This is a genomic window from uncultured Paracoccus sp. (genome assembly GCF_947496875.1).
In the GTDB taxonomy this organism is placed as follows: Bacteria; Pseudomonadota; Alphaproteobacteria; order Rhodobacterales; family Rhodobacteraceae; genus Paracoccus.
The window spans coordinates 205,814-225,163 of sequence record NZ_CANMEH010000003.1; the positions used below are offsets into that span (position 1 = coordinate 205,814).

20 protein-coding genes are annotated in these 19,350 nt (G+C 69.0%); 14 read left to right on the top strand and 6 right to left on the bottom strand.

Annotated features, from left to right (window positions below; all coding sequences use genetic code 11):
• Positions 1–144 precede the first annotated feature (144 nt).
• From Q0938_RS05455 to Q0938_RS05465, 3 genes are all read left to right on the top strand, one after another.
• Positions 145–2,310, top strand: a complete 2,166-nt coding sequence (locus Q0938_RS05455; RefSeq protein WP_299360060.1) for an RNA degradosome polyphosphate kinase — start codon at positions 145–147, stop codon at positions 2,308–2,310.
• A gap of 46 nt (positions 2,311–2,356) precedes the next feature.
• Positions 2,357–3,883: a Ppx/GppA family phosphatase gene (locus Q0938_RS05460; protein ID WP_299360063.1), complete on the top strand. Its 1,527-nt coding sequence runs from the start codon at positions 2,357–2,359 to the stop codon at positions 3,881–3,883.
• A gap of 136 nt (positions 3,884–4,019) precedes the next feature.
• The gene (locus Q0938_RS05465; protein ID WP_299360065.1) at positions 4,020–4,364 is read left to right on the top strand and encodes a multidrug efflux SMR transporter; all 345 of its coding nucleotides are present in this window, start codon (positions 4,020–4,022) and stop codon (positions 4,362–4,364) included.
• A gap of 60 nt (positions 4,365–4,424) precedes the next feature.
• Here Q0938_RS05465 and Q0938_RS05470 read toward each other — a convergent pair whose 3' ends face one another.
• The gene (locus Q0938_RS05470; protein ID WP_299360067.1) at positions 4,425–5,348 is read right to left on the bottom strand and encodes a glycosyltransferase family 2 protein; all 924 of its coding nucleotides are present in this window, start codon (positions 5,346–5,348) and stop codon (positions 4,425–4,427) included.
• A gap of 311 nt (positions 5,349–5,659) precedes the next feature.
• On the opposite strand from Q0938_RS05470, the gene Q0938_RS05475 reads away from it, so the two are divergent.
• On the top strand, positions 5,660–6,112 hold the full coding sequence (locus Q0938_RS05475; RefSeq protein WP_299360070.1) for an EF-hand domain-containing protein: 453 nt from the start codon (positions 5,660–5,662) through the stop codon (positions 6,110–6,112).
• Between the two features lie 115 nt (positions 6,113–6,227).
• Here Q0938_RS05475 and groL read toward each other — a convergent pair whose 3' ends face one another.
• Both groL and Q0938_RS05485 read right to left on the bottom strand, forming a co-directional pair.
• Complete coding sequence (groL, locus tag Q0938_RS05480; protein ID WP_299360072.1) at positions 6,228–7,880, bottom strand: chaperonin GroEL; 1,653 nt, start codon at positions 7,878–7,880, stop codon at positions 6,228–6,230.
• A gap of 44 nt (positions 7,881–7,924) precedes the next feature.
• Positions 7,925–8,212: a co-chaperone GroES gene (locus Q0938_RS05485; protein WP_299360075.1), complete on the bottom strand. Its 288-nt coding sequence runs from the start codon at positions 8,210–8,212 to the stop codon at positions 7,925–7,927.
• 196 nt (positions 8,213–8,408) lie between these two features.
• On the opposite strand from Q0938_RS05485, the gene Q0938_RS05490 reads away from it, so the two are divergent.
• The 8 genes from Q0938_RS05490 (at position 8,409) to Q0938_RS05525 (ending at position 14,844) form a co-directional block, all read left to right on the top strand.
• The gene (locus Q0938_RS05490) at positions 8,409–9,455 is read left to right on the top strand and encodes a TraB/GumN family protein (protein WP_299360077.1); all 1,047 of its coding nucleotides are present in this window, start codon (positions 8,409–8,411) and stop codon (positions 9,453–9,455) included.
• On the top strand, positions 9,452–9,805 hold the full coding sequence (locus Q0938_RS05495) for a nuclear transport factor 2 family protein (RefSeq protein ID WP_299360079.1): 354 nt from the start codon (positions 9,452–9,454) through the stop codon (positions 9,803–9,805). Before Q0938_RS05490 ends, Q0938_RS05495 begins: the two co-directional genes overlap by 4 nt.
• 129 nt (positions 9,806–9,934) lie before the next feature.
• On the top strand, positions 9,935–10,855 hold the full coding sequence (locus Q0938_RS05500) for a manganese-dependent inorganic pyrophosphatase (RefSeq protein WP_299360081.1): 921 nt from the start codon (positions 9,935–9,937) through the stop codon (positions 10,853–10,855).
• A 1-nt stretch (position 10,856) separates the two neighbouring features.
• Positions 10,857–11,720 carry a TIGR01459 family HAD-type hydrolase gene (locus Q0938_RS05505; protein ID WP_299360084.1) on the top strand — a complete coding sequence of 288 codons (864 nt, stop codon included), beginning with the start codon at positions 10,857–10,859 and terminating at the stop codon, positions 11,718–11,720.
• 238 nt (positions 11,721–11,958) lie between these two features.
• Positions 11,959–12,402, top strand: a complete 444-nt coding sequence (locus Q0938_RS05510) for a MaoC family dehydratase (protein ID WP_299360356.1) — start codon at positions 11,959–11,961, stop codon at positions 12,400–12,402.
• A 44-nt stretch (positions 12,403–12,446) separates the two neighbouring features.
• Positions 12,447–13,376 carry a bifunctional riboflavin kinase/FAD synthetase gene (locus Q0938_RS05515; RefSeq protein WP_299360087.1) on the top strand — a complete coding sequence of 310 codons (930 nt, stop codon included), beginning with the start codon at positions 12,447–12,449 and terminating at the stop codon, positions 13,374–13,376.
• A complete protein-coding gene (locus tag Q0938_RS05520) occupies positions 13,376–13,816 on the top strand; it encodes a YcgN family cysteine cluster protein (RefSeq protein ID WP_299360089.1) in 441 nt (146 codons plus the stop codon). The genes Q0938_RS05515 and Q0938_RS05520 overlap by 1 nt, the downstream gene beginning before the upstream one ends.
• Entirely contained in the window at positions 13,813–14,844 is a 1,032-nt protein-coding gene (locus tag Q0938_RS05525) for a low specificity L-threonine aldolase (protein WP_299360092.1), read from the top strand. The genes Q0938_RS05520 and Q0938_RS05525 overlap by 4 nt, the downstream gene beginning before the upstream one ends.
• 13 nt (positions 14,845–14,857) lie before the next feature.
• Here the strand turns inward: Q0938_RS05525 and Q0938_RS05530 are convergent, their stop codons facing one another.
• Genes Q0938_RS05530 through Q0938_RS05540 form a run of 3 tightly spaced genes read right to left on the bottom strand, consistent with a single transcriptional unit; the run spans position 14,858 to position 16,988 of the window.
• A complete protein-coding gene (locus Q0938_RS05530; RefSeq protein ID WP_299360095.1) occupies positions 14,858–15,340 on the bottom strand; it encodes a CinA family protein in 483 nt (160 codons plus the stop codon).
• A complete protein-coding gene (locus Q0938_RS05535) occupies positions 15,340–15,828 on the bottom strand; it encodes a phosphatidylglycerophosphatase A (protein ID WP_299360097.1) in 489 nt (162 codons plus the stop codon). The genes Q0938_RS05530 and Q0938_RS05535 overlap by 1 nt, the downstream gene beginning before the upstream one ends.
• The gene (locus Q0938_RS05540) at positions 15,828–16,988 is read right to left on the bottom strand and encodes a bifunctional 2-C-methyl-D-erythritol 4-phosphate cytidylyltransferase/2-C-methyl-D-erythritol 2,4-cyclodiphosphate synthase (RefSeq protein WP_299360099.1); all 1,161 of its coding nucleotides are present in this window, start codon (positions 16,986–16,988) and stop codon (positions 15,828–15,830) included. The genes Q0938_RS05535 and Q0938_RS05540 overlap by 1 nt, the downstream gene beginning before the upstream one ends.
• 182 nt (positions 16,989–17,170) lie before the next feature.
• On the opposite strand from Q0938_RS05540, the gene rpiA reads away from it, so the two are divergent.
• Positions 17,171–17,896, top strand: a complete 726-nt coding sequence (gene rpiA, locus Q0938_RS05545) for a ribose-5-phosphate isomerase RpiA (protein WP_299360102.1) — start codon at positions 17,171–17,173, stop codon at positions 17,894–17,896.
• Positions 17,893–19,290: a glutathione-disulfide reductase gene (gene gorA / locus Q0938_RS05550; RefSeq protein ID WP_299360105.1), complete on the top strand. Its 1,398-nt coding sequence runs from the start codon at positions 17,893–17,895 to the stop codon at positions 19,288–19,290. The genes rpiA and gorA overlap by 4 nt, the downstream gene beginning before the upstream one ends.
• Positions 19,291–19,350: the final 60 nt, after the last annotated feature.

Sequence of the window (19,350 nt, forward strand, 5' to 3'; positions counted from 1 at the left end):
GCCAGTTGCCGACCTGAAATGGCGATCTCGCGCGGCGGGGTCAATCGCCGGCACAGGACCCTTCCGCGCCCGCCAGCCCGGCTGGACACCCCGCGATGCCCCCCTCATGATGCGCAGCCACGTCACGAGCAGTCTGCAACCAAGATGACCCAGGCCGATTTCCTGCAAGCCCCGTTTCCCAAGCCGCTGGCGCTCCCCGACGGCCCGCCCGCGGGAGCGGACCGGTTCTTCAACCGCGAGCTCAGCTGGCTCAGCTTCAACTGGCGAGTCCTGGACGAGGCGCGCAACCCGCGCGTGCCACTGTTGGAACGGCTGCGCTTCCTGTCGATCTCGGCGACCAACCTGGACGAGTTCTATACGGTGCGCGTGGCCGGGCTGCGCGAACTGGTCCGCGAGGGCAACACCATGCCGTCGGATGACGGCCGGACCCCGGACGAGCAGCTGGCTCTGGTCAATGCCGATGCCCGCCGGCTGATGGGCGCCCAGCAGCAGGTCTTCACCACCCTCCGCGGCGAGATGGAGGAGGCGGGCATCGCGATCCTGACCCGTGACCGGCTGACCCCCGACGAGGCCGCGTTTCTGGACCGGTACTTCATGGATCAGGTCTTCCCCGTCCTCTCGCCGATGGCGATCGACCCTGCGCATCCGTTTCCGTTCATCCCCAACCTGGGTTTCTCGCTGGCGCTGGAGCTTGCCCGGGAAAGCGACGGGCGCGAGATCAAGGCGTTGCTGCCGATTCCCGGGCAGCTGACGCGGTTCGTGGCGCTGCCGGGCGGGCAGCGCTTCGTGCCGCTGGAAGAGCTGCTGCTGCTCAACCTGGCGCGGCTGTTCCCGGGGTACCGCAACACCGGACATTGCGGGTTCAGGGTGCTGCGCGACAGCGACCTGGAACTGGAGGACGAAGCCGAGGACCTGGTGCGGGAGTTCGAGCACGCGCTGAAACGCCGGCGGCGCGGCCAGGTCATCCGCCTGAAGATGACGGCCGGCGCGCCCGACACCCTGCGCCGCCTGATCATGGCCGAGCTGCAGGTCGATCCCGACGACGTGGTCGAGGTCGACGGCGTGCTCGGGATGGCCGATCTGCGCGAACTGGTGCTGGACAGCCGCCGCGATCTGCAATGGCCGAACTTCGTTCCCCGGGTGCCGGAACGGGTGCAGGACCACGACGGCGACATGTTCTCGGCGATCCGGCAGAAGGACATGCTGCTGCATCACCCGTACGAGACCTTCGACATGGTGATCCGGTTCATCGCGCAGGCTGCGGCGGATCCGAACGTGCTGGCGATCAAGCAGACGCTGTATCGCACCAGCCGCGACAGCCCGATCGTCGATGCGCTGTGCGAGGCGGCCGAGGCGGGAAAGTCGGTCACCGCGCTGGTCGAGCTGAAGGCGCGGTTCGACGAGGCCGCCAACATACGCCAGTCGCGGCGGCTGGAACGCGCCGGCGCCCACGTCGTCTACGGCTTCGTGAACTACAAGACCCACGCCAAGATCAGCAGCGTGGTGCGCCGCGAAGGCGACCGCCTGATCACCTATTCGCATTACGGAACGGGCAACTATCATCCGATCACCGCCCGCATCTATACGGACCTGTCGCTGTTCACCTGCGACGGGGCGCTGGGGCGGGATGCCACCAAGGTGTTCAATTACCTGTCCGGCTATGTCCAACCCGAGGAGCTGGAAAACCTCGCCATCTCGCCCATCAACCTCAAGTCCCGGATGCTCGAGCTGATCGAGCGCGAAGCCCGGTTCGCCCAGTCGGGCCGGCCGGCGGCGATCTGGGCCAAGATGAACAGTCTGATCGAACGCGACGTGATCGACGCGCTGTATGCTGCCTCGCAGTCGGGGGTGCGGATCAACCTGGTCGTGCGCGGGATCTGCGGGCTGCGGCCGGGCATCGCGGGACTGTCCGACAACATCCGGATCAAGTCGATCGTCGGGCGGTTCCTGGAACACAGCCGGATCGTGTGCTTCGGCAACGGGCACGGGCTGCCCTCGCGCAAGGCGCGGGTGTTCATCAGCTCGGCCGACTGGATGGACCGCAACCTGAACCGCCGGGTCGAGACACTGGTCGAATGCATGAACGACACGGTCAAGGCGCAGATCACCAGCCAGATCATGGCCGCCAACATGGCGGATGAGGCCCAGAGCTGGATCCTGCAGCCCGACGGCCGCTATCTGCGGCATCTGCCTGCGGGACGCGACGACCTGTTCAACTGCCACCTCTTCTTCATGGAGAATCCGTCCCTGTCGGGGCGGGGGACCGCGGGCGCGCGCGATGTTCCGGCATTGACCCACTCGCTGGATTGAACGACACGGGTTCGAGCATTGAGCCGTCTGACCGGGGAGATCGCCGATGAACGTCAGGACCACGTCGGGGCGCAAGATCGTGCCATTCGGGAGAGAGGGCGGGCAGGCGCTTTCCGCGCGGGAGCTGCAGCGGGTCGGGGTGGTGGACGTCGGGTCGAACTCGATCCGGCTGGTCGTGTTCGACGGCGCCGCCCGCAGCCCGGCCTATTTCTACAACGAAAAGGTCATGGCCGGGTTGGGGCAGGGGTTGGCCACCACTGGCCGGCTGAACCCCGACGGTGTGCGCCGCGGCATGGCGGCGCTGCGCCGGTTTAAGGCACTGGCCGACGGCATGGGAATCGAGCCGCTGACCTGCGTGGCCACCGCCGCGGTGCGCGAAGCCGAGGACGGGCCCAGCTTTCAGAAGCAGGTCGAGCGCGAAACCGGCCTGAAGCTGTGGGTGATCGACGGCGAGGAGGAGGCGCGGCTGTCCGCGCAAGGGGTGCTGCTCGGCTGGCCGAACGCCAGGGGGCTGGTCTGCGACATCGGGGGCAGCTCGATGGAGTTGGCCGAGGTGACGGACGGCACCGTCGGAAAGCGCATCAGTTCGCCGCTGGGGCCGTTCCGGCTGCAGCAGATCGAAGGCAAGTCGCTGAAGAAGCATATCGACCGGATCATGTCGGAACTGGCCGTCCATCTGGGGACCGACCACGAGCGGATCTACCTTGTCGGTGGCTCGTGGCGGGCGATCGCGCGGCTGGACATGGAACGCCGCGCCTATCCGATGACCGTGCTGCACGAATACCGCATGACCCCGGACGATGTGATCGCCACGGTCAAGTGGGTCGCCGACAACGATCTTGCCGAGCTGAAGGCGCGGACCGGTATCTCGTCGTCGCGGATCGAGCTGGTGCCGTTGGCCATGCAGGTGCTGCGGCAGCTGGTGCAGACCTTCGAGCCGCCGGAAATCGCCGTCAGCTCCTACGGGATCCGTGAGGGAATACTGTACGAACAGATGCCTGATTCGATCCGCAGGCGCGATCCCCTGATCGAGGCGGCCCGGTTCACCGAGCGGCAGATGGCCCGGATGCCGGGGTTCGGCAAGAAGCTGTACCACTTCCTGATGCCGCTGTTTCCGGATACACCGGACGCTCGGATCCGACTGATCCGGGCGGCGTGCCTGCTGCACGACACCAGCTGGCGCGCGCATCCGGACTATCGGGCCGAGGCGTGTTTCGACAATGTCACCCGGGCCAATCTGGCGGCGCTGTCGCATCCGCAGCGGGTGTTCCTGGGGCTGGCGCTGCTGCACCGCTACCGGAACAACAGGGCCGGATCGCCGATGGAGCCGCTGTTCACGCTGCTACCCAAGGACGACATCGACGAGGCCGAGATCCTGGGAAAAGCCATGCGGTTCGGCGCAATGTTTTCGGTGCGCGACCCGGCCGAGGCGGGCGAGCTGGCGCTGGACCGCAAGGCGGAGACCCTGACGCTGCGGCTGACCGGGATCGGGCGCGACCTGATGGGCGAGGTCGCCGAGGCGCGGTTCAGGTCGCTGTGCAGCGCCATGAAGGTCGCGCCCGTCGTCGCCTGAATTTCGTGTGATGTTCACGCATGGTTCATGCAGTTTTCATGCAGTGTTCTCGTCATCCCCTAACCGGTCCGATGGTCTGGACCCGCCGGGCAGCCGCCCCCGGCGCCGCGCGCCGGTTCAAGTTGGAGTACGTATCGTGAATCCCCTGCTCACCGCCTATGGCTCGCTGGCCGCCGCCATCCTCTTCGAGGTCACCGGCTCGTCGCTGCTGCAACGGTCCGCGGGGTTCACCCGGATCGGGCCGACGATCGGCCTAGCGATCTGCTTCGTGCTGTCGCTGTTCTTCCTGTCGGTGGCGCTGCGGACCATCCCGCTGGGCGTGGCCTATGCCATCTGGGCGGGTGTCGGCATCGTGCTGACCTCGCTGATCAGCGTCGTTGTGTTCCGGTTCCCGCTGGACCTGCCGGCGCTGGTGGGGATCGCGCTGATCGTGTCGGGGGTCCTGGTCATGAACCTGCTGTCCAACAGCACCGTGCATTGAGGGCGCCGGGCCGGGTCATCGGCCGGTGACCGACCGGGCCGTGAGCGACAGCCCGCGTGGCTAGAGCTGCGCCCGGGTCTTGGCGTCGGTATAGCCGCGATGCCAGTGATAGTTCCACAGGCCTTCATGCGCCTTCAGCTCGTCGCCACGGGCGAGGCTGTAGGCCGAGTAATGCCGCGCCTGCTTCAGCTTGCCCCTGGCAAGGCTGGTCACCCGCTGCACCAGCGGCCGGCTGGTCTGGTCCGCGGCGATCCGTTCCTGCAGCCCGACGCCCAGCCCGTGCCGATAGGCGCGCGAGGTCCAGAACGGGGTTCCGAGCTGGTGCGGGCGGACGATGTGCCGGACCCGGGGGCCGGTCGCGAACCAGGCCTTGTGGCCGTGTTCCTCGACCCGCTGGCAGAACTCCGTCTCGCTGCCCATCGGATAGTTGCGGTCGCTGCCGTTCGGGCCGATGGATTCGTTGAAGGTGATGCCCCGGTCGAACACGGTGCGCCGCACCGCCATGTTCGGGCCGAAGATGTCGCGGGCCCGGATCGGCCCCTCGTCGTGGTCGCAGGCGGCGAAGATCTCGGCAAAGTGGAAGCGCGCCTCGACCATCCAGGACGGCGGGCTGGCCTGGAACAGCGGTTCGATGCGGCCGCCGAACAGGTCGTAGTCGGGCTGTTCGCGTGCGACCCGGGCCCACTGGTCCAGAAACCTGGGGGCCGGAACCGCGTCGTCGTCGGTCACGATCACCGTCGATCCCTTCAGCAGCGGCAGCGCCGCGTTCAGAGCGGCGTTCTTTCCCGCGACCGGATGATCCACGACGGTGAGAGGCAGGCGACCGGCAAAGCTGTCCAGGCACGCCGCCGTCGCGTCGGTGCTGGCATTGTTCACGACGATCATCTCCCAGTCGTCGTGGCAGGTCTGGGCGGCATAGGCCGCCAGGACCTCGGGCAGGACGCCGGCGCCGTTATGGGTGGAGAACAAAACCGTAAGTTGCATAAACTAAATCAATTCTACTATTTAGGTCGCGTCAATGAGGTAAAACCTGGTGGTCGCCCATTCAATGGCACCGGCGGTTCAAACAGTCGATGCGCGGCCTAACGCAGCGGCAGCTTGCCCGGACCCGCAAGATATTGCCAGTGACGCAACGTCACGCCCCGAACGTGCGGCAATCCGGACCGAGGTCATCCGGACTGGGACCTCGCGTGGCGAGCGGGCGGGCAGGGCACCCGGATGCCCCCCGATCCTGTCCTTGCCGGAGGGGACTGCAGGCGCGATCATGATCCAGGCTGCGCAGAAGGAGGAGCGACATGGGACGTGCGAGGGTGCTGGGATGCGCCGGGGCGGTGCTGGGGGCGGTGCTTCTGGGGCCGGCGGGGGCGCTGGCCCAGACGGGGGTGCCGGGCGAGCATTTCATCCTGAACTGGGACCTGAATGGCGACGGGGCCGTGGACGCCGCCGAGATGGAGGAGAAGCGGGCCGAGTTGCACGGGATCTTCGACAGCAGCGGCGACGGCTATCTGGACGCCGCCGAATACGCCGAGTTCGACGCGGCGCGGGCGGCCGACATGGGCAGCCTGCCGGAAGCCGCGGCGGGGCGGATGCGGGCGGTCGAGGCGGGGCTGGGCCTGGCCGCGAACGATCCGGACGGGGATGGCCGGGTGTCGCGCGACGAGTTCGTGGCGGGGGTGCCGGACTGGCTGGCGCAGGTGGACAGGACCGGCGACGGGCAGGTAACCACCGCCGATTTCGCCGGCCCCTGAGCGGCGCTGCGGCGGCGCCCGGCGGTCACCGGGGGCGGGTGCCGATCCGCAGGCCGCCGACGAAAAAAGGGCGCCCGACCGGGCGCCCTTTCGTCTGTCTGCCGTGGGGCAGGGCTTACATCATGTCCATGCCGCCCATGCCGCCCATGCCGCCGCCCATGCCGCCGGCGCCGGCCTGGCCCTTGGGCTCGGGCTTTTCGGCGACCATGGCCTCGGTGGTGATCAGCAGGCCGGCAACCGATGCGGCGTCTTCCAGCGCGGTGCGGACGACCTTGGCCGGGTCGATCACGCCGAACTTGAACATGTCGCCATATTCCTCGGTCTGGGCGTTGAAGCCGAAGGTCTTGTCGTCGGAGTCGCGGACCTTGCCGGCGACCACAGCCCCGTCAACGCCGGCATTCTCGGCGATCTGGCGCATCGGCGCTTCCAGCGCGCGGCGGACCAGGGCGATGCCCGCGTTCTGGTCGGCATTCGCGCCTTCCAGGCCCTGCAGCGCCTTGGCACCCTGCACCAGGGCCACGCCGCCGCCGACCACGACACCTTCCTGCACCGCGGCGCGGGTCGCGTTCAGCGCGTCGTCGACGCGGTCCTTGCGCTCCTTCACCTCGATCTCGGTCATGCCGCCGACGCGAATGACCGCGACGCCGCCGGCCAGCTTGGCCACGCGTTCCTGCAGCTTTTCCTTGTCGTAGTCCGAGGTGGTTTCCTCGATCTGCTGGCGGATCTGGGCGACCCGGGCCTCGATCTCGGACTTTTCACCGGCGCCGTCGACAATGGTGGTGTTGTCCTTGTTGATCGAGATCTTCTTGGCGGTGCCCAGCATGTCGATGCCGACATTTTCCAGCTTCATGCCCAGATCGTCCGAGATGACCTGGCCGCCGGTCAGGATCGCGATGTCCTGCAGCATGGCCTTGCGGCGGTCGCCGAAGCCCGGTGCCTTGACGGCCGCGACCTTCAGGCCGCCACGCAGACGGTTGACGACCAGGGTGGCCAGCGCCTCGCCCTCGACATCCTCGGCCACGATCAGCAGCGGCTTGCCGGTCTGGATGACCGATTCCAGCAGCGGGACCATCGGCTGCAGCGACGACAGCTTCTTCTCGTGCAGCAGGATGTAGGCGTCTTCCAGTTCGGCGACCATCTTTTCGGCGTTGGTCACGAAGTAGGACGACAGGTAGCCGCGGTCGAACTGCATGCCTTCGACGACTTCGACCTCGGTCTCCATCCCCTTGTTCTCTTCGACGGTGATGACACCCTCGTTGCCGACCTTCTGCATCGCCTCGGCGATCTGCTGGCCGATGAAGGATTCGCCGTTGGCCGAGATGGTGCCGACCTGCGCGACCTCGGAGGAGTCGTTGACCGGACGCGAGGCGGCCTTGATGGACTCGACCACGCGGGTGACGGCCAGGTCGATGCCGCGCTTCAGATCCATCGGGTTCATGCCGGCGGCGACCGCCTTCATGCCTTCCTTGACGATGGCCTGGGCCAGAACCGTGGCGGTGGTAGTGCCGTCACCGGCCTCGTCATTGGTGCGCGAGGCGACTTCGCGGACCATCTGCGCGCCCATGTTCTCGAACTTGTCGGTCAGTTCGATTTCCTTGGCGACGGTGACGCCGTCCTTGGTGATGCGCGGTGCGCCGAACGACTTGTCCAGGATCACGTTGCGGCCCTTGGGGCCCAGCGTCACCTTGACCGCATCCGCCAGGATGTTGACGCCCTTCAGCATCCGGTCGCGGGCGTCGGTGCTGAACTTGACTTCCTTGCCTGCCATTTAACTCTTCCTTTGCAATGTGGTGAAAGCGTTTCGTCGAGGGATCAGGACATGATCCCGAGAATGTCGCTTTCCTTCATGATCAGCAGCTCTTCGCCGTCCAGCGTCACTTCGGTGCCGGACCACTTGCCGAACAGGATGCGGTCGCCCTGCTTGACGGCCATCGGGATCAGTTCGCCCGAGTCCTTGCGCGCGCCTTCGCCGGCTGCGACGATCTCGCCCTCGGCGGGCTTTTCCTTGGCGCTGTCGGGGATGATCAGGCCGCCCTTGGTCTTTTCGTCGGATTCGACGCGGCGGACCAGCACGCGGTCATGCAGCGGGGTGAATGCCATGGATGAACACTCCGATCGTTCAGGTTTCCAGATGTTGGCACTCGACCGAGGTGAGTGCCAATCGCGGCTGATCTAGGCCGCGGTCACGGGGCTGTCAACACCCCCCGATGCGGGTCTGGACCGGTTTCGGGGTGCGGTCTTGGTCCGGGGCCGGCGGCATGGCAGAGTGCGGGCGGGGGCAAGGGGTAGGAGGACCATGGCCAAGCTGATCCTGGGGCTGGTGCTGTGGGCGATGACGGCCAGCCTTGCCTCGGCCGCCTGCGTCGGACGCGACCTGTTCGACGATCTGTCCGCAGCGCAGCGCCAGGCGATCGCAAGCGCCGCTGCGCGGGTGCCGCACGCCTATGGCACGACCTTCGTGGCACGCCGCGGGCAGGCGCGGCTGCTGCTGGTAGGCACTTTCCATTTCACCGATGACCGGCACCACGGGATGATAGACGGGCTGGCACCGCAGATGACCGGCGCCGACGCGCTGCTGGTCGAGGCGGGGCCGGAGGAGGAGGCGCAGCTGCAGGCGCGGCTGGCGCGGGATCCGACGCTGATGGCCGATCCGACCGGTCCGACCCTGCCCGAACGGCTGGACGCCGACGACTGGCAGGCGGTCGCGGCGGCGCTGGCCGAGCGCGGGATTCCCGCGGTGATCGCCAGCCGGCTGCGGCCCTGGTACGTCGCCACGATGCTGAGCGTGTCGCCCTGCGTGCTGGCCGAGATCAGGGCCGCCGAAGGGCCGCCCTCGGGCCTCGACCACCTGATGATGGACGCGGCGCAGGATGCGGGCGTGCCGATCCGGGCGCTGGAGCCGTTCGACACGGTGTTCACCCTGTTCGACGGGCTGACCCCGGACGAGGAGATCGACATGATCCTGGCCGCGCTGCCGGGTGCCGCGCAGGCCGACGATCTGACCACCACCGCCGCCACCGCCTTTTTCGAGGGGCGGGTGTGGGAGCTGTGGGAGTTCGCCCGGCTGGACGCCCACCGGCATCCGACGATGGACCCGGCCAAGGTGGACCGCCAACTCGCCCTGGCGAAGGAGCGGCTGATGGACCGGCGCAACCGCGCCTGGATCGGACCTCTGACCCGGGCGGCCGAAGATGCGGCGGCGCGTGGCCGGCACGTGGTCGCCGCGTTCGGCGCGCTGCACCTGCCGGGCGAGACCGGGGTGCTGCGGCTGCTGGAGCGCGACGGCTGGACCGTCGAGAGAATGGCGCTGGAACGTACGACGACAGAGGGGACACTGCCATGAGCCTGATCGAGGAACGCTGGGCCGACGAAGAGGCGTGGTGGACGATGGGTCTGCCAGAGGCGCGGCGACGCACCCACCCCTCCTGCGTCATGGCATTCGCGCAGGGGGTGCTGCAGGGCGAGGCGATCTTTGCCGCGCTGGAGGGGGCGCCCCGCTGGCAGCGCGTGGCCATGACCGATCGCCACATGGTCGAGGGCGAGGACTGCATCGTGCTGGCCTATCGCGTTCGGGCGAGCCGGCCGGACGGGCAGGAATACCAGGCGCTGTGCACATCGACCTGGGTGCGGCAGCATGACGGCTGGCGGCTGATCCAGCATCAGCAGACCCCGCCGCGAACGGCCGGCGATTGATCCTTGCGACTGATCCGAGCGACCTGCCGGGGGCACCGGCGGTCCGATAGACAACCTGCCGGCCGGCCCCTATAACGCCGCCCAAAATCGCGGTTTTCACCGCCCGCAGGTTCAGTCGAAAGGACGCCCATGATCCAGGTCTTCGGCCACAAGGCCCCCGATACCGATTCCACCGGCTCGCCCCTGATCTGGGCGTGGTACCTGACCGATGTCCGCAAGACCCGGGCCAAGGCGGTCCTGCAGGGCACGCCCAACACCGAGGCGATGTGGATGCTGGGCAAGTGGGGCATCGACCTGCCCGAGATCATCACCGACGTGGCACCGGGCGACCAGTGCGTGATCGTCGACACCAACAATCCGGCCGAACTGCCCGCCTCGATCAACGAGGCCGAGGTGATGGAGGTGATCGACCACCACCTGCTGGCCGGCGGGCTGCGCACCCGCACCCCGATCAACATGACGATCCGGCCGCTGGCCTGCACCGCCACGGTCATGCACGACCTGATCGGCAGCGACGACATGAAGCGCGCCCCGCGCTGGGTGAAGGGCGTGATGCTGACCTGCATCCTGTCCGACACGCTGGAATTCCGCAGCCCCACCACCACCCCGCACGACCGGCATGTGGCCGAAACGCTGGCCCGCGACCTGGACATCGCGATCCCCACCTATGCGGGCGAGATGTTTGCCGCGAAATCGGACCTGTCGGCGTTCGACGAGGCGGCGCTGCTGCGGATGGACAGCAAGGATTACGAGATCGGCGGCCGCCGGCTGCGCATCTCGGTGCTGGAAACCACCGCGCCGCAGGTGCTGCTGGACCGCAAGGCGGCGCTGCTGGCGGCGATGCCGGCCGTCGCGGCCGCGGACGGCGCCGACGACATGCTGATGTTCATCGTCGACATCCTGAACGAGGATGCGACGCTGCTGGTCCCCAACGACTTCGTCAAGCAGATCGCCGAGGCGTCGTTCGGCGTCCGGGTGACCGGCGACACGGTGCGCCTGCCGGGGATCGTCAGCCGCAAGAAGCAGATCATCCCGGCGCTGAAGATCTGACGTGACCCGGATCATCGACAGCCTGGCCGAGATCGCCGACCGCTACGACGTCCTGTTCTGCGACCTGTGGGGCTGCGTCCATAACGGCAAGGTCGCCTATCCGGCGGCTATCGCCGCGTTGCAGGCGTTCCGCCGGGGCGGGGGGCGGGTGGCGCTGATGACCAACGCCCCGCGGCCGCGCCGCTTCGTCACCGAACAGATCGGCCGGATGGGCGTGCCCCGCGACGCCTGGGACGACGTCGTGACCTCGGGCGACGCGGCGCAGGACGCGATGCTGTCGGGTCGCGTCGGGCGCAAGCTGTGGCATGTCGGGCCGGACCGCGACCTGGGGTTCTTTACCGAGACCGCCGATCCGCGCGCCGCCGATCTGGTCCGCGTGCCGATGGACCAGGCCGAAGGGATCGTGGTGACCGGCCCCGACGACGACCTGACCGAGACGCCCGAGGATTACCGCGAGCGGCTGGCCGCCGCACAGGCGCGCGGGCTGCCGCTGCTGTGCGTCAATCCCGACATCGTCGTCGATTTCGGCGAGCAGCGGCTGTATTGCGCCGGGGCGCTGGCGCAGCTCTACGAGGAGTTGGGGGGCGAGTCGCTGTATTTCGGCAAGCCCCATGCGCCCATCTACGATCTGGCCCGGCAGCGGCTGGGGGTCGAGGCGGGCGGCCGCGAACTGGCGATCGGCGACGGAATCGGCACCGACATCGCGGGGGCGGTCGCGCAGTGCATCGATTCGCTGTTCGTGACCGGGGGCCTTGCCGCCGAGCACATGGGCGCCGATGTGGAGCGGCCCGAGCCGGCGGGGCTGGCCAGCTATGTCGAAGCGCAGGCGATCACGCCCACCTACGCGATCGGCCGCTTGCGCTAGAGGGGCGGCCCGCGCGGCGGGGCAGCGCGATCCACGAGAAACGTTGGTCCGGCCGGCTAGGGTCAGGACTTGGCGGGTGCGGTCGGCGGCACGAGGCGCCGGCGGCCGCAGCTTGCTCCCTTGCAGGCAATCGGCGGGCGCGAAATAAAATGATGTTCCACGGGTGTTGCAGAGACACAATCTTGCGTCGGCTTCCACCCTGTGACATGGTGCAGGCCAGTAGCAAGGGCGGATCATGATGCTGGACAACCTGCCGCGCGGCACGATCGTCATCGAGGACATGGAGGTCGGGATGATGCGGTACCTGCAGAAGCAGGTCACCGACGAGGACATCGCGCTGTTCGCCCAGGTGTCGACCGACCACAATCCCGTGCATCTGGACGACGCCTATGCCCGCGACACGATCTTCGAGGGGCGCATCGCGCACGGGATGCTGACCGCCGGGCTGATCTCGGCGGTGATCGGCGAACAGCTGCCCGGGCACGGCACCGTCTATCTGGGGCAGACGCTGAAATTCATGGCCCCGGTGCGGCCGGGCGACGTCGTCCGGGCCGAGGTGACGGTCGAATCCGTGGACCATGCGAAGCGCCGCGTCACACTTGCCACCCGCTGCCTCGTCGGCGATACGGTCGTGCTCAAGGGCGAGGCCGTGGTGCTGGCGCCCAGCCGCAAGTTCGACTGACGGGGCCAGGCCCCAGACGGGGCCAGCCCATGCAGCAACCGCCGATGCGCATCCATCGTGACTGGTCCGGCCTGCCCGTGTCGGCGCGGGGAACGACGGTCGCCATGGGCAATTTCGACGGGATCCATCTTGGCCACCGGGCGGTGCTGGACGCGGCGCGCGCGGCCCGGCCCGATGTTCCGCTGGGCGTCATCACCTTCGAGCCGCACCCGCGCCAGGTGTTCGACCCCGACGCGCCGCCGTTCCGGCTGATGGATGCGACCGCCAGGGCCAACCGGCTGGCGCGGTTGGGCGTCGCGCATCTGTTCGAACTGCCGTTCGGCCCGGTGCTGGCCGGCCTCACGCCCGAGGATTTCGCCCGCGAGGTGCTGGCCGACGGTCTGGGCGTGGTGCATGTCGCGGTTGGCGCCGATTTCCGGTTCGGCCACAAGCGGGCAGGGGACGCGCCGATGCTGGCGGCGCTTGGACGAAAGCTGGGGTTCGGGGTGACCGCCGTCCCGCTGCGCGGCCTGCCGGGCGACGAGCCGGCGAGTTCCACCGCGATCCGCGAGGCGCTGGCCGACGGCCGGCCCCGCGACGCCGAACGGATGCTGGGCCACTGGCACCGCATCGAGGGGCCGGTGCTGCACGGGGCCAAGCGCGGCCGCGACCTGGGCTATCCGACCGCGAACATGGCCGTGGAAGGGCGGGTGCTGCCCCGGCTGGGCGTCTATGCGGTGCTGGCCGATGTGCTGACCGGTCCGCACCAGGGCAGTTACCGCGGCGTGGCGAGCCTGGGCGTGCGCCCCATGTTCGGCGAGAACACCCCCAACCTGGAAACCCATCTGTTCGATTTCTCCGGCGATCTCTATGGCGAGACGCTGTCGGTGGCCCTGGTCGAGTATCTGCGCCCCGAGGAACGTTTCGACAGCGTCGAGGCGCTGGTCGCGCAGATGCGCCGGGACGACGCGGCGGCGCGGGCGGTCCTGTCCTGATGCGGCCGCGGTTCTGGGAAATGCCGCTGGACGAGCTGTCCGCCGCCGAGTGGGAGGCCCTGTGCGACGGCTGCGGCAAGTGCTGCCTGAACAAGATCGAGTATGAGGACGACGGCAGCGTCGATTTCACCCGCATCGCCTGCCGGCTGCTCGACGGCGAGACCTGCCGCTGTTCGCGCTATGCCGACCGGCATGACTATGTGCCGGAATGCGTGGTGCTGACGCCCGCCAAGCTGGCCGAGGTGGCGTGGTGGCTGCCGGCCACCTGCGCCTACCGGCTGCGGGCCGAGGGCAAGCCGCTCTACGACTGGCACCACCTGATCTCCGGCGATCCGCAGGCGATCCACCGCGCCGGCGCGTCCGTGCAGGGCTGGACGATCAGCGAGTTGTCCGTGAACGAGGATGAGTGGGACCGCTACGTGATCGAGGATCTGTCATGAACTTTGGCTCCGACAACGCGTCCGGCGTGCACCCGGCGATCATGCAGGCGCTGCATGCCGCAAACGAGGGGACGGCGCCGTCCTACGGGCGCGACGCGCTGACCCGGGCAGCCGTCGACCGGGTGCGCGAGGTGTTCGCCGCGCCCGCGGCCGAGGTGTTCATGCTGGGCACCGGCACCGGCGCGAATGCCCTGGCACTGGCGCAGTTCTGCCCGCCCTGGGGTCGCATCTTCTGCCACCGCACCGCCCATATCGAGACCAGCGAATCCGGCGCACCGGCCTTTGCGGCAGGGGGCGCGCAGCTGGCCCTGATCGACGGCGCGGACGGGCGCATCGCCCCTGACTCGCTGCGAGCGCGGCTGACCGACTATCCGCAGGAGGACGAGCATGACGGCCGCAATGCGGTGCTGTCGCTGACCAATGCCACCGAGTGGGGCACGGTCTATGCGCCCGCGGCGGTCGCGGCGCTGGCCGGCATTGCCCACGACGGCGGCCTCGCCCTGCACATGGACGGGGCGCGCTTTGCCAATGCGGTGGCGGCCACCGGGGCCACGCCGGCCGCGCTGACCCATGCGTCCGGCGTCGATGTGCTGTCGCTGGGTGGCACCAAGGGCGGCTGCCTGGCACTGGAGGCGGTGGTGATCTTCGATCCGGCGCGGGCGGGCGATTTCCTGTTCCGGCGGATGCGGGCGGGCCATCTGTGGTCCAAGCACCGGTTCCTGGCGGCGCAGATGCTGGCCTGGCTGGACGACGATCTGTGGCTGGGCCTGGCGCGGCACGCCAACGCCATGGCGGCCGGGCTGCACGCGCAGATCCGGCAGGCCGGGCACGAGCTGATCCAGCCGGTCGAGGCGAACGAGATCTTCCTGCGCCTGCCGCGCAGCGAGATCGCCCGGCTGCGCGCGGCCGGGCTGCGGGCCGCGGACTGGCCGACGCCGGGCGACGACACCGACCGCGGGACGATTCGGCTGGTCACCAGCTGGGCCACCACCGACGCCGAGATCGAGGCGCTGGCCGCGCTGCTGTGACCTGACGATCCGGTCAGCCGGGCGTGGCGTCGCCCAGCGCATCCAGCAGCAGGTCCAGCGCGTGGGCCACGGTTGCGGCGCGAACCCGCGACCGGCCGATGGCACCGAACTCGACGGTTTCGGTCCGCACGCCCGTCCCGTCTGCGACGCCGAAGCAGACGCGGCCCTCGGGCTTGTGGTCCGAGCCCCCGGGCCCCGCGATCCCCGTGACCGCGATGGCCAGCCCGGCGGCCGAGCGGTCCCGGGCGCCGGCCGCCATTTCCGCCGCCACCGCCTCGCTGACCGCCCCGTGGGTCTGCAACGTGTCGGCTCGCACCCCCAGCATCTCCTGCTTGGCCGCGTTGGAATAGGTGACGAAACCGCGGTCCACCACGTCCGACGACCCCGGCACCTCGGTCAGCGCCGCAGAGATCAGCCCGCCGGTGCAGCTTTCGGCCGTGGCGATCATCGCGCCATGGCGCCGCGCCCGGTCCAGGACCCGGGCCGCCCGGTCCATCACATCAGCCCGTGGCTGAGGCCCGCCGCGGCGATCGAGGCGACCGCGGCGAACAGCCCCGCCAGCAGGTCGTCCAGCATCACGCCGGCCGCATCCGCACGCCGGTCGGCGCGGCCGATGATCCAGGGTTTCCAGATGTCGAACAGGCGGAACAGCAGGAATGGCACGACCAGACCGGGCCAGGGAAACACGTCGGCCGGCAGGCCCGCGAACCAGAACCCGCCCGACGTGGCGCAGAGCGCGATCATCTGCCCCGCGACCTCGTCTATGACGATCTCGCTGCGATCCTTGTCGGGCATCTCTGCGGTGTAGCCCCGCACCGCCCAGAACCCGGCGGCAATGGCCACCAGTGTCGCCAGCGCCACCAGCGGGAAATGTCCGATCCGGTGCAGGCCGTAGCCGATCAGCAGGGTCACCGCCGAAGCCCAGGTGCCGGGGGCGGGGCGCAGATGGCCCACGCCGAACCAGGTGGCGATCAGCGCGTGCATCAGCGCCCCCCGATCAGCGTGGCGGTAGCCAGCGCGGCGATCCCTTCGCTGCGGCCGGTGAAGCCCAGCCGTTCGGACGTGGTCGCCTTGACGCTGACCCGGTCCGGGGCGACATCCATGATCGCCGCCAGCCGGTCCTGCATCGCCGCTGCGTGGGGGCCGATTTTCGGCTGTTCGCAGACCAGCGTGACGTCGGCATTGGCCAGCCGGAACCCGCGGGAGCGGGCCAGTTCGGCAGCGTGGCGCAGGAAGATCTCGCTTGCCGCGCCCTTCCATTGCGGGTCGCTGGGCGGAAAGTGGCGGCCGATATCGCCCGCGGCCAGCGCGCCATAGATCGCGTCGGTCAGGGCGTGCATCCCCACGTCGGCATCGGAATGTCCGATCAGCCCGGCATTGTGGTCGATGCGGACCCCGCACAGCCAGACGTGATCGCCCGGTCCGAGCGCATGCACGTCGTAGCCGTTGCCCAGTCGCACATCCATGTCATTTGCCCCTTCCAGGTCGGCAAGGATCCGTTCGGCGCGCCCGAAATCCCCGGCAACGGTCAGCTTGAGATTGCGTTCGTCGCCCGGCGTGATGGTCACGGGCACCCCGGCCCCGGCGGCGAGCTCGACATCGTCCGCGGCACCGGCGGTGGCGGCGCGGTGCGCCGCCAGGATGACGTCCAACGCAAAGCCCTGCGGCGTCTGGGCGCGAAACAGGCCGTCGCGCGGCTGCACGCCGGTGACCACGCCATCAACCCCGGTCCACAGCGCGTCGGTCACCGGCAGTGCAGGCGCCGCGGCCGGGGCACCCGATTGCAGGGCGGCGACGACGTGCTCGATCACCGCGGCCGGAACCAGCGGACGCGCGCCGTCATGGATCAGCACATGGGTGATCCCCGACCCGTCCAGCACCTCGAGCCCGGCCCGGACACTGCCGGCGCGGGTGTCGGCGCCGGCCACCAGCGTCACCCGGCCGCCGATCTCGCGCACCGCCCGGGCCATGTCGTCGGGATGAACCACCACGACGATCCGGTCGAACCCCCCAAAGGCGTCGATGCTGCGCGCCAGCACCGTCCTTCCGGCCAGATCGCGCCACTGCTTGGGCTCGTCGCCGCCCATGCGGGTGCCGCGGCCGGCGGCGGTGATCAGGACGGCATAGGTCGGGGGTGCGGTCATGGCGTCGAGCGATACGCCAAGCTCGTGACCCGTGCAATCGCGTCGCCCCGCCGACCGCCCCGGCCACGCCGGGGGGGGGGGGGACGGGACGCCGCACCCTCTCGCACCTCGCAGCCATCCGGACTATATCCCCCCACAGATTATCGCCAGATCAGTCCCGCCCGCCGAACAGGAGCGCCGCCATGTCCGACCTATCCCCTGCCGATCGCGCCAAGGACGCGGCTGCCGTGGCGGCGGTCGCCCTGGTCGAGAGCGGAATGCGGCTTGGCCTCGGCAGCGGGTCGACGGCAGCCCAGATGGTGCGGCGCCTGGCCGAGCGGGTGCAGGGCGGCGGGTTGCAGCTGCGCTGCGCGGCAACCTCGCGCGCGACGGCCGAGCTGGCGACGCAGCTGGGCCTGGTGATCGAGGATCTGGACGAGATCGGCTGGCTGGACCTGACCCTTGACGGGGCCGACGAGATCGACCCCGACCTGAACCTGATCAAGGGCGGCGGGGGGGCCCTGCTGCGCGAAAAGATCACCGCGGCCGCATCCGACCGGCTGGTGGTGATCGCCGACCCAACCAAGGTCGTGGAACAGCTGGGCGCCTATCACCTGCCGGTCGAGGTGGTGCCGTTCGGGCTGGAAACCACCCGGGTGCATATCCACAAGCTGCTGGACCAGATGGACCTGACCCACCGCCCGATGCTGCTGCGGAACCGCGACGGAAAGCTGTTTCACACCGACGAAGGCAACGTGATCCTGGACCTGTCGCTGGAGGTGATCTGCGAACCCGAACGGCTGGGGGCCGGGCTGACCGCGATCCCCGGCGTGGTCGAGCACGGCCTGTTTCTGGACATGTGCGAACTGGCCCTGATCGGCAGCCCCGACGGGTCCGTGATGGAACTGACAAGAGAGGTGTCCGCGTGAGCTTTGATTATGATCTGTTCGTCATCGGCGGGGGCTCCGGCGGGGTGCGGGCGGCGCGGATCGCGGCGGACCAGCACGGGGCCCGGGTCGGACTGGCCGAGGAAAGCCGCCTCGGCGGAACCTGCGTGATCCGGGGCTGCGTTCCCAAGAAGCTGATGATCTTTGCGTCCGAAGGCCCCGCCGCCATCGACGAGGCACGGGAATACGGCTGGTCGGCAGAGCTGGGCCGGTTCGACTGGCCGCGGTTCCGCGCCAAGCTGCACGCCGAGCTGAGCCGGCTGGAGGCCCTGTACCAGAACGGCCTGACGGTCGCCGGGGTGGAGGTCCATCACCAGCGCGCCCACATCGTCGATCCGCATACCGTCGCACTGGCGGACGGGACCCGCAAGACCGCGGCGCACATCCTCGTGGCGGTCGGGGGAAGACCAACCCGGCCGGGCATCCCCGGTGACGAGCTGGCGATGATCTCGGACGATCTGTTCACCATGGACAGCCTGCCGGCGCGGGTCCTGGTCGTGGGCGGGGGTTTCATCGCCTGCGAGTTCGCCACCATCCTGAACGGTCTGGGCAGCGACACGACGCTGTGTCACCGGGGCGATCTGGTGCTGCGCGGCTTCGACGAGGAAGGGCGGCGGCTGGTCACCGATCAGCTGGGCGACATCGGGGTGACGATGCGCCTGGGCGTGCACCCGGAACGGTTCGAGCGCGACGGCGACGGTGTGCGCGTCGCGTTCTCCGACGGCAGCAGCGACCGGTACGACGCGGTCATGCTGGCCACCGGCCGGCATCCGCATACCGCCGGCTTGGGGCTGGACCGCGCGGAGGTGCACGTGGGTCCCCGGGGAGAGATCCTCGTCGACCAATGGTCGCAGACCAACGTGCCGTCGATCTTCGCGGTGGGTGACGTGACCGACCGCGTGAACCTGACCCCGGTGGCGATCCGCGAAGGCCACGCCTTCGCCGACACGATGTTCGGCAACCATCGCCGGCATGTCGATCACGATCTTGTCGCCAGCGCCGTCTATACCCGGCCGCATGAACTGGCGACCATCGGCCTGACCGAGGAGGAAGCCGAGCAGCAGGGCAACATCGAGGTGTACTCGGCCAGCTTCCGGCCGATGCGGTCGCTGTTTGCCGGGTCCGACAGCCGCGCACTGATGAAGCTGATCGTCTGCGAGGATACCCACAAGGTACTGGGCTGCCACATCTTCGCTCCCGAGGCCGGGGAGATGATCCAGTTGGCGGCGGTGGCGATCGGCATGGGCGCGACCAAGGAGGATTTCGACCTGACGGTCGCGGTCCACCCGACGCTGGCAGAGGAGCTGGTGACGATGCGCCACCCGGTGCGGCGGGGCGGACCCGAGCACCAGCAGCTGCGCACGGGGACGGCCTGAGCCAGTCAACCGGGTCGAACGCACCTTGATTTCGATCGGTTCGGCCCCAGTTACGACGCA

Bases quoted from the DNA above. Each gene is read 5' to 3' on its own strand.
- Q0938_RS05455 (WP_299360060.1), top strand. From the start codon at position 145: ATGACCCAGGCCGATTTCCTGCAAGCCCCGTTTCCCAAGCCGCTGGCG.
- groL (WP_299360072.1), bottom strand. From the start codon at position 7,880: ATGGCAGGCAAGGAAGTCAAGTTCAGCACCGACGCCCGCGACCGGATG.
- Q0938_RS05460 (WP_299360063.1), top strand. From the start codon at position 2,357: ATGAACGTCAGGACCACGTCGGGGCGCAAGATCGTGCCATTCGGGAGA.
- Q0938_RS05535 (WP_299360097.1), bottom strand. From the start codon at position 15,828: ATGCACGCGCTGATCGCCACCTGGTTCGGCGTGGGCCATCTGCGCCCC.
- Q0938_RS05530 (WP_299360095.1), bottom strand. From the start codon at position 15,340: ATGGACCGGGCGGCCCGGGTCCTGGACCGGGCGCGGCGCCATGGCGCG.
- rpiA (WP_299360102.1), top strand. From the start codon at position 17,171: ATGTCCGACCTATCCCCTGCCGATCGCGCCAAGGACGCGGCTGCCGTG.
- Q0938_RS05500 (WP_299360081.1), top strand. From the start codon at position 9,935: ATGATCCAGGTCTTCGGCCACAAGGCCCCCGATACCGATTCCACCGGC.
- Q0938_RS05510 (WP_299360356.1), top strand. From the start codon at position 11,959: ATGCTGGACAACCTGCCGCGCGGCACGATCGTCATCGAGGACATGGAG.
- Q0938_RS05495 (WP_299360079.1), top strand. From the start codon at position 9,452: ATGAGCCTGATCGAGGAACGCTGGGCCGACGAAGAGGCGTGGTGGACG.
- Q0938_RS05490 (WP_299360077.1), top strand. From the start codon at position 8,409: ATGGCCAAGCTGATCCTGGGGCTGGTGCTGTGGGCGATGACGGCCAGC.
- Q0938_RS05520 (WP_299360089.1), top strand. From the start codon at position 13,376: ATGCGGCCGCGGTTCTGGGAAATGCCGCTGGACGAGCTGTCCGCCGCC.
- Q0938_RS05485 (WP_299360075.1), bottom strand. From the start codon at position 8,212: ATGGCATTCACCCCGCTGCATGACCGCGTGCTGGTCCGCCGCGTCGAA.
- Q0938_RS05540 (WP_299360099.1), bottom strand. From the start codon at position 16,988: ATGACCGCACCCCCGACCTATGCCGTCCTGATCACCGCCGCCGGCCGC.
- Q0938_RS05475 (WP_299360070.1), top strand. From the start codon at position 5,660: ATGGGACGTGCGAGGGTGCTGGGATGCGCCGGGGCGGTGCTGGGGGCG.
- Q0938_RS05470 (WP_299360067.1), bottom strand. From the start codon at position 5,348: ATGCAACTTACGGTTTTGTTCTCCACCCATAACGGCGCCGGCGTCCTG.
- Q0938_RS05515 (WP_299360087.1), top strand. From the start codon at position 12,447: ATGCGCATCCATCGTGACTGGTCCGGCCTGCCCGTGTCGGCGCGGGGA.
- Q0938_RS05525 (WP_299360092.1), top strand. From the start codon at position 13,813: ATGAACTTTGGCTCCGACAACGCGTCCGGCGTGCACCCGGCGATCATG.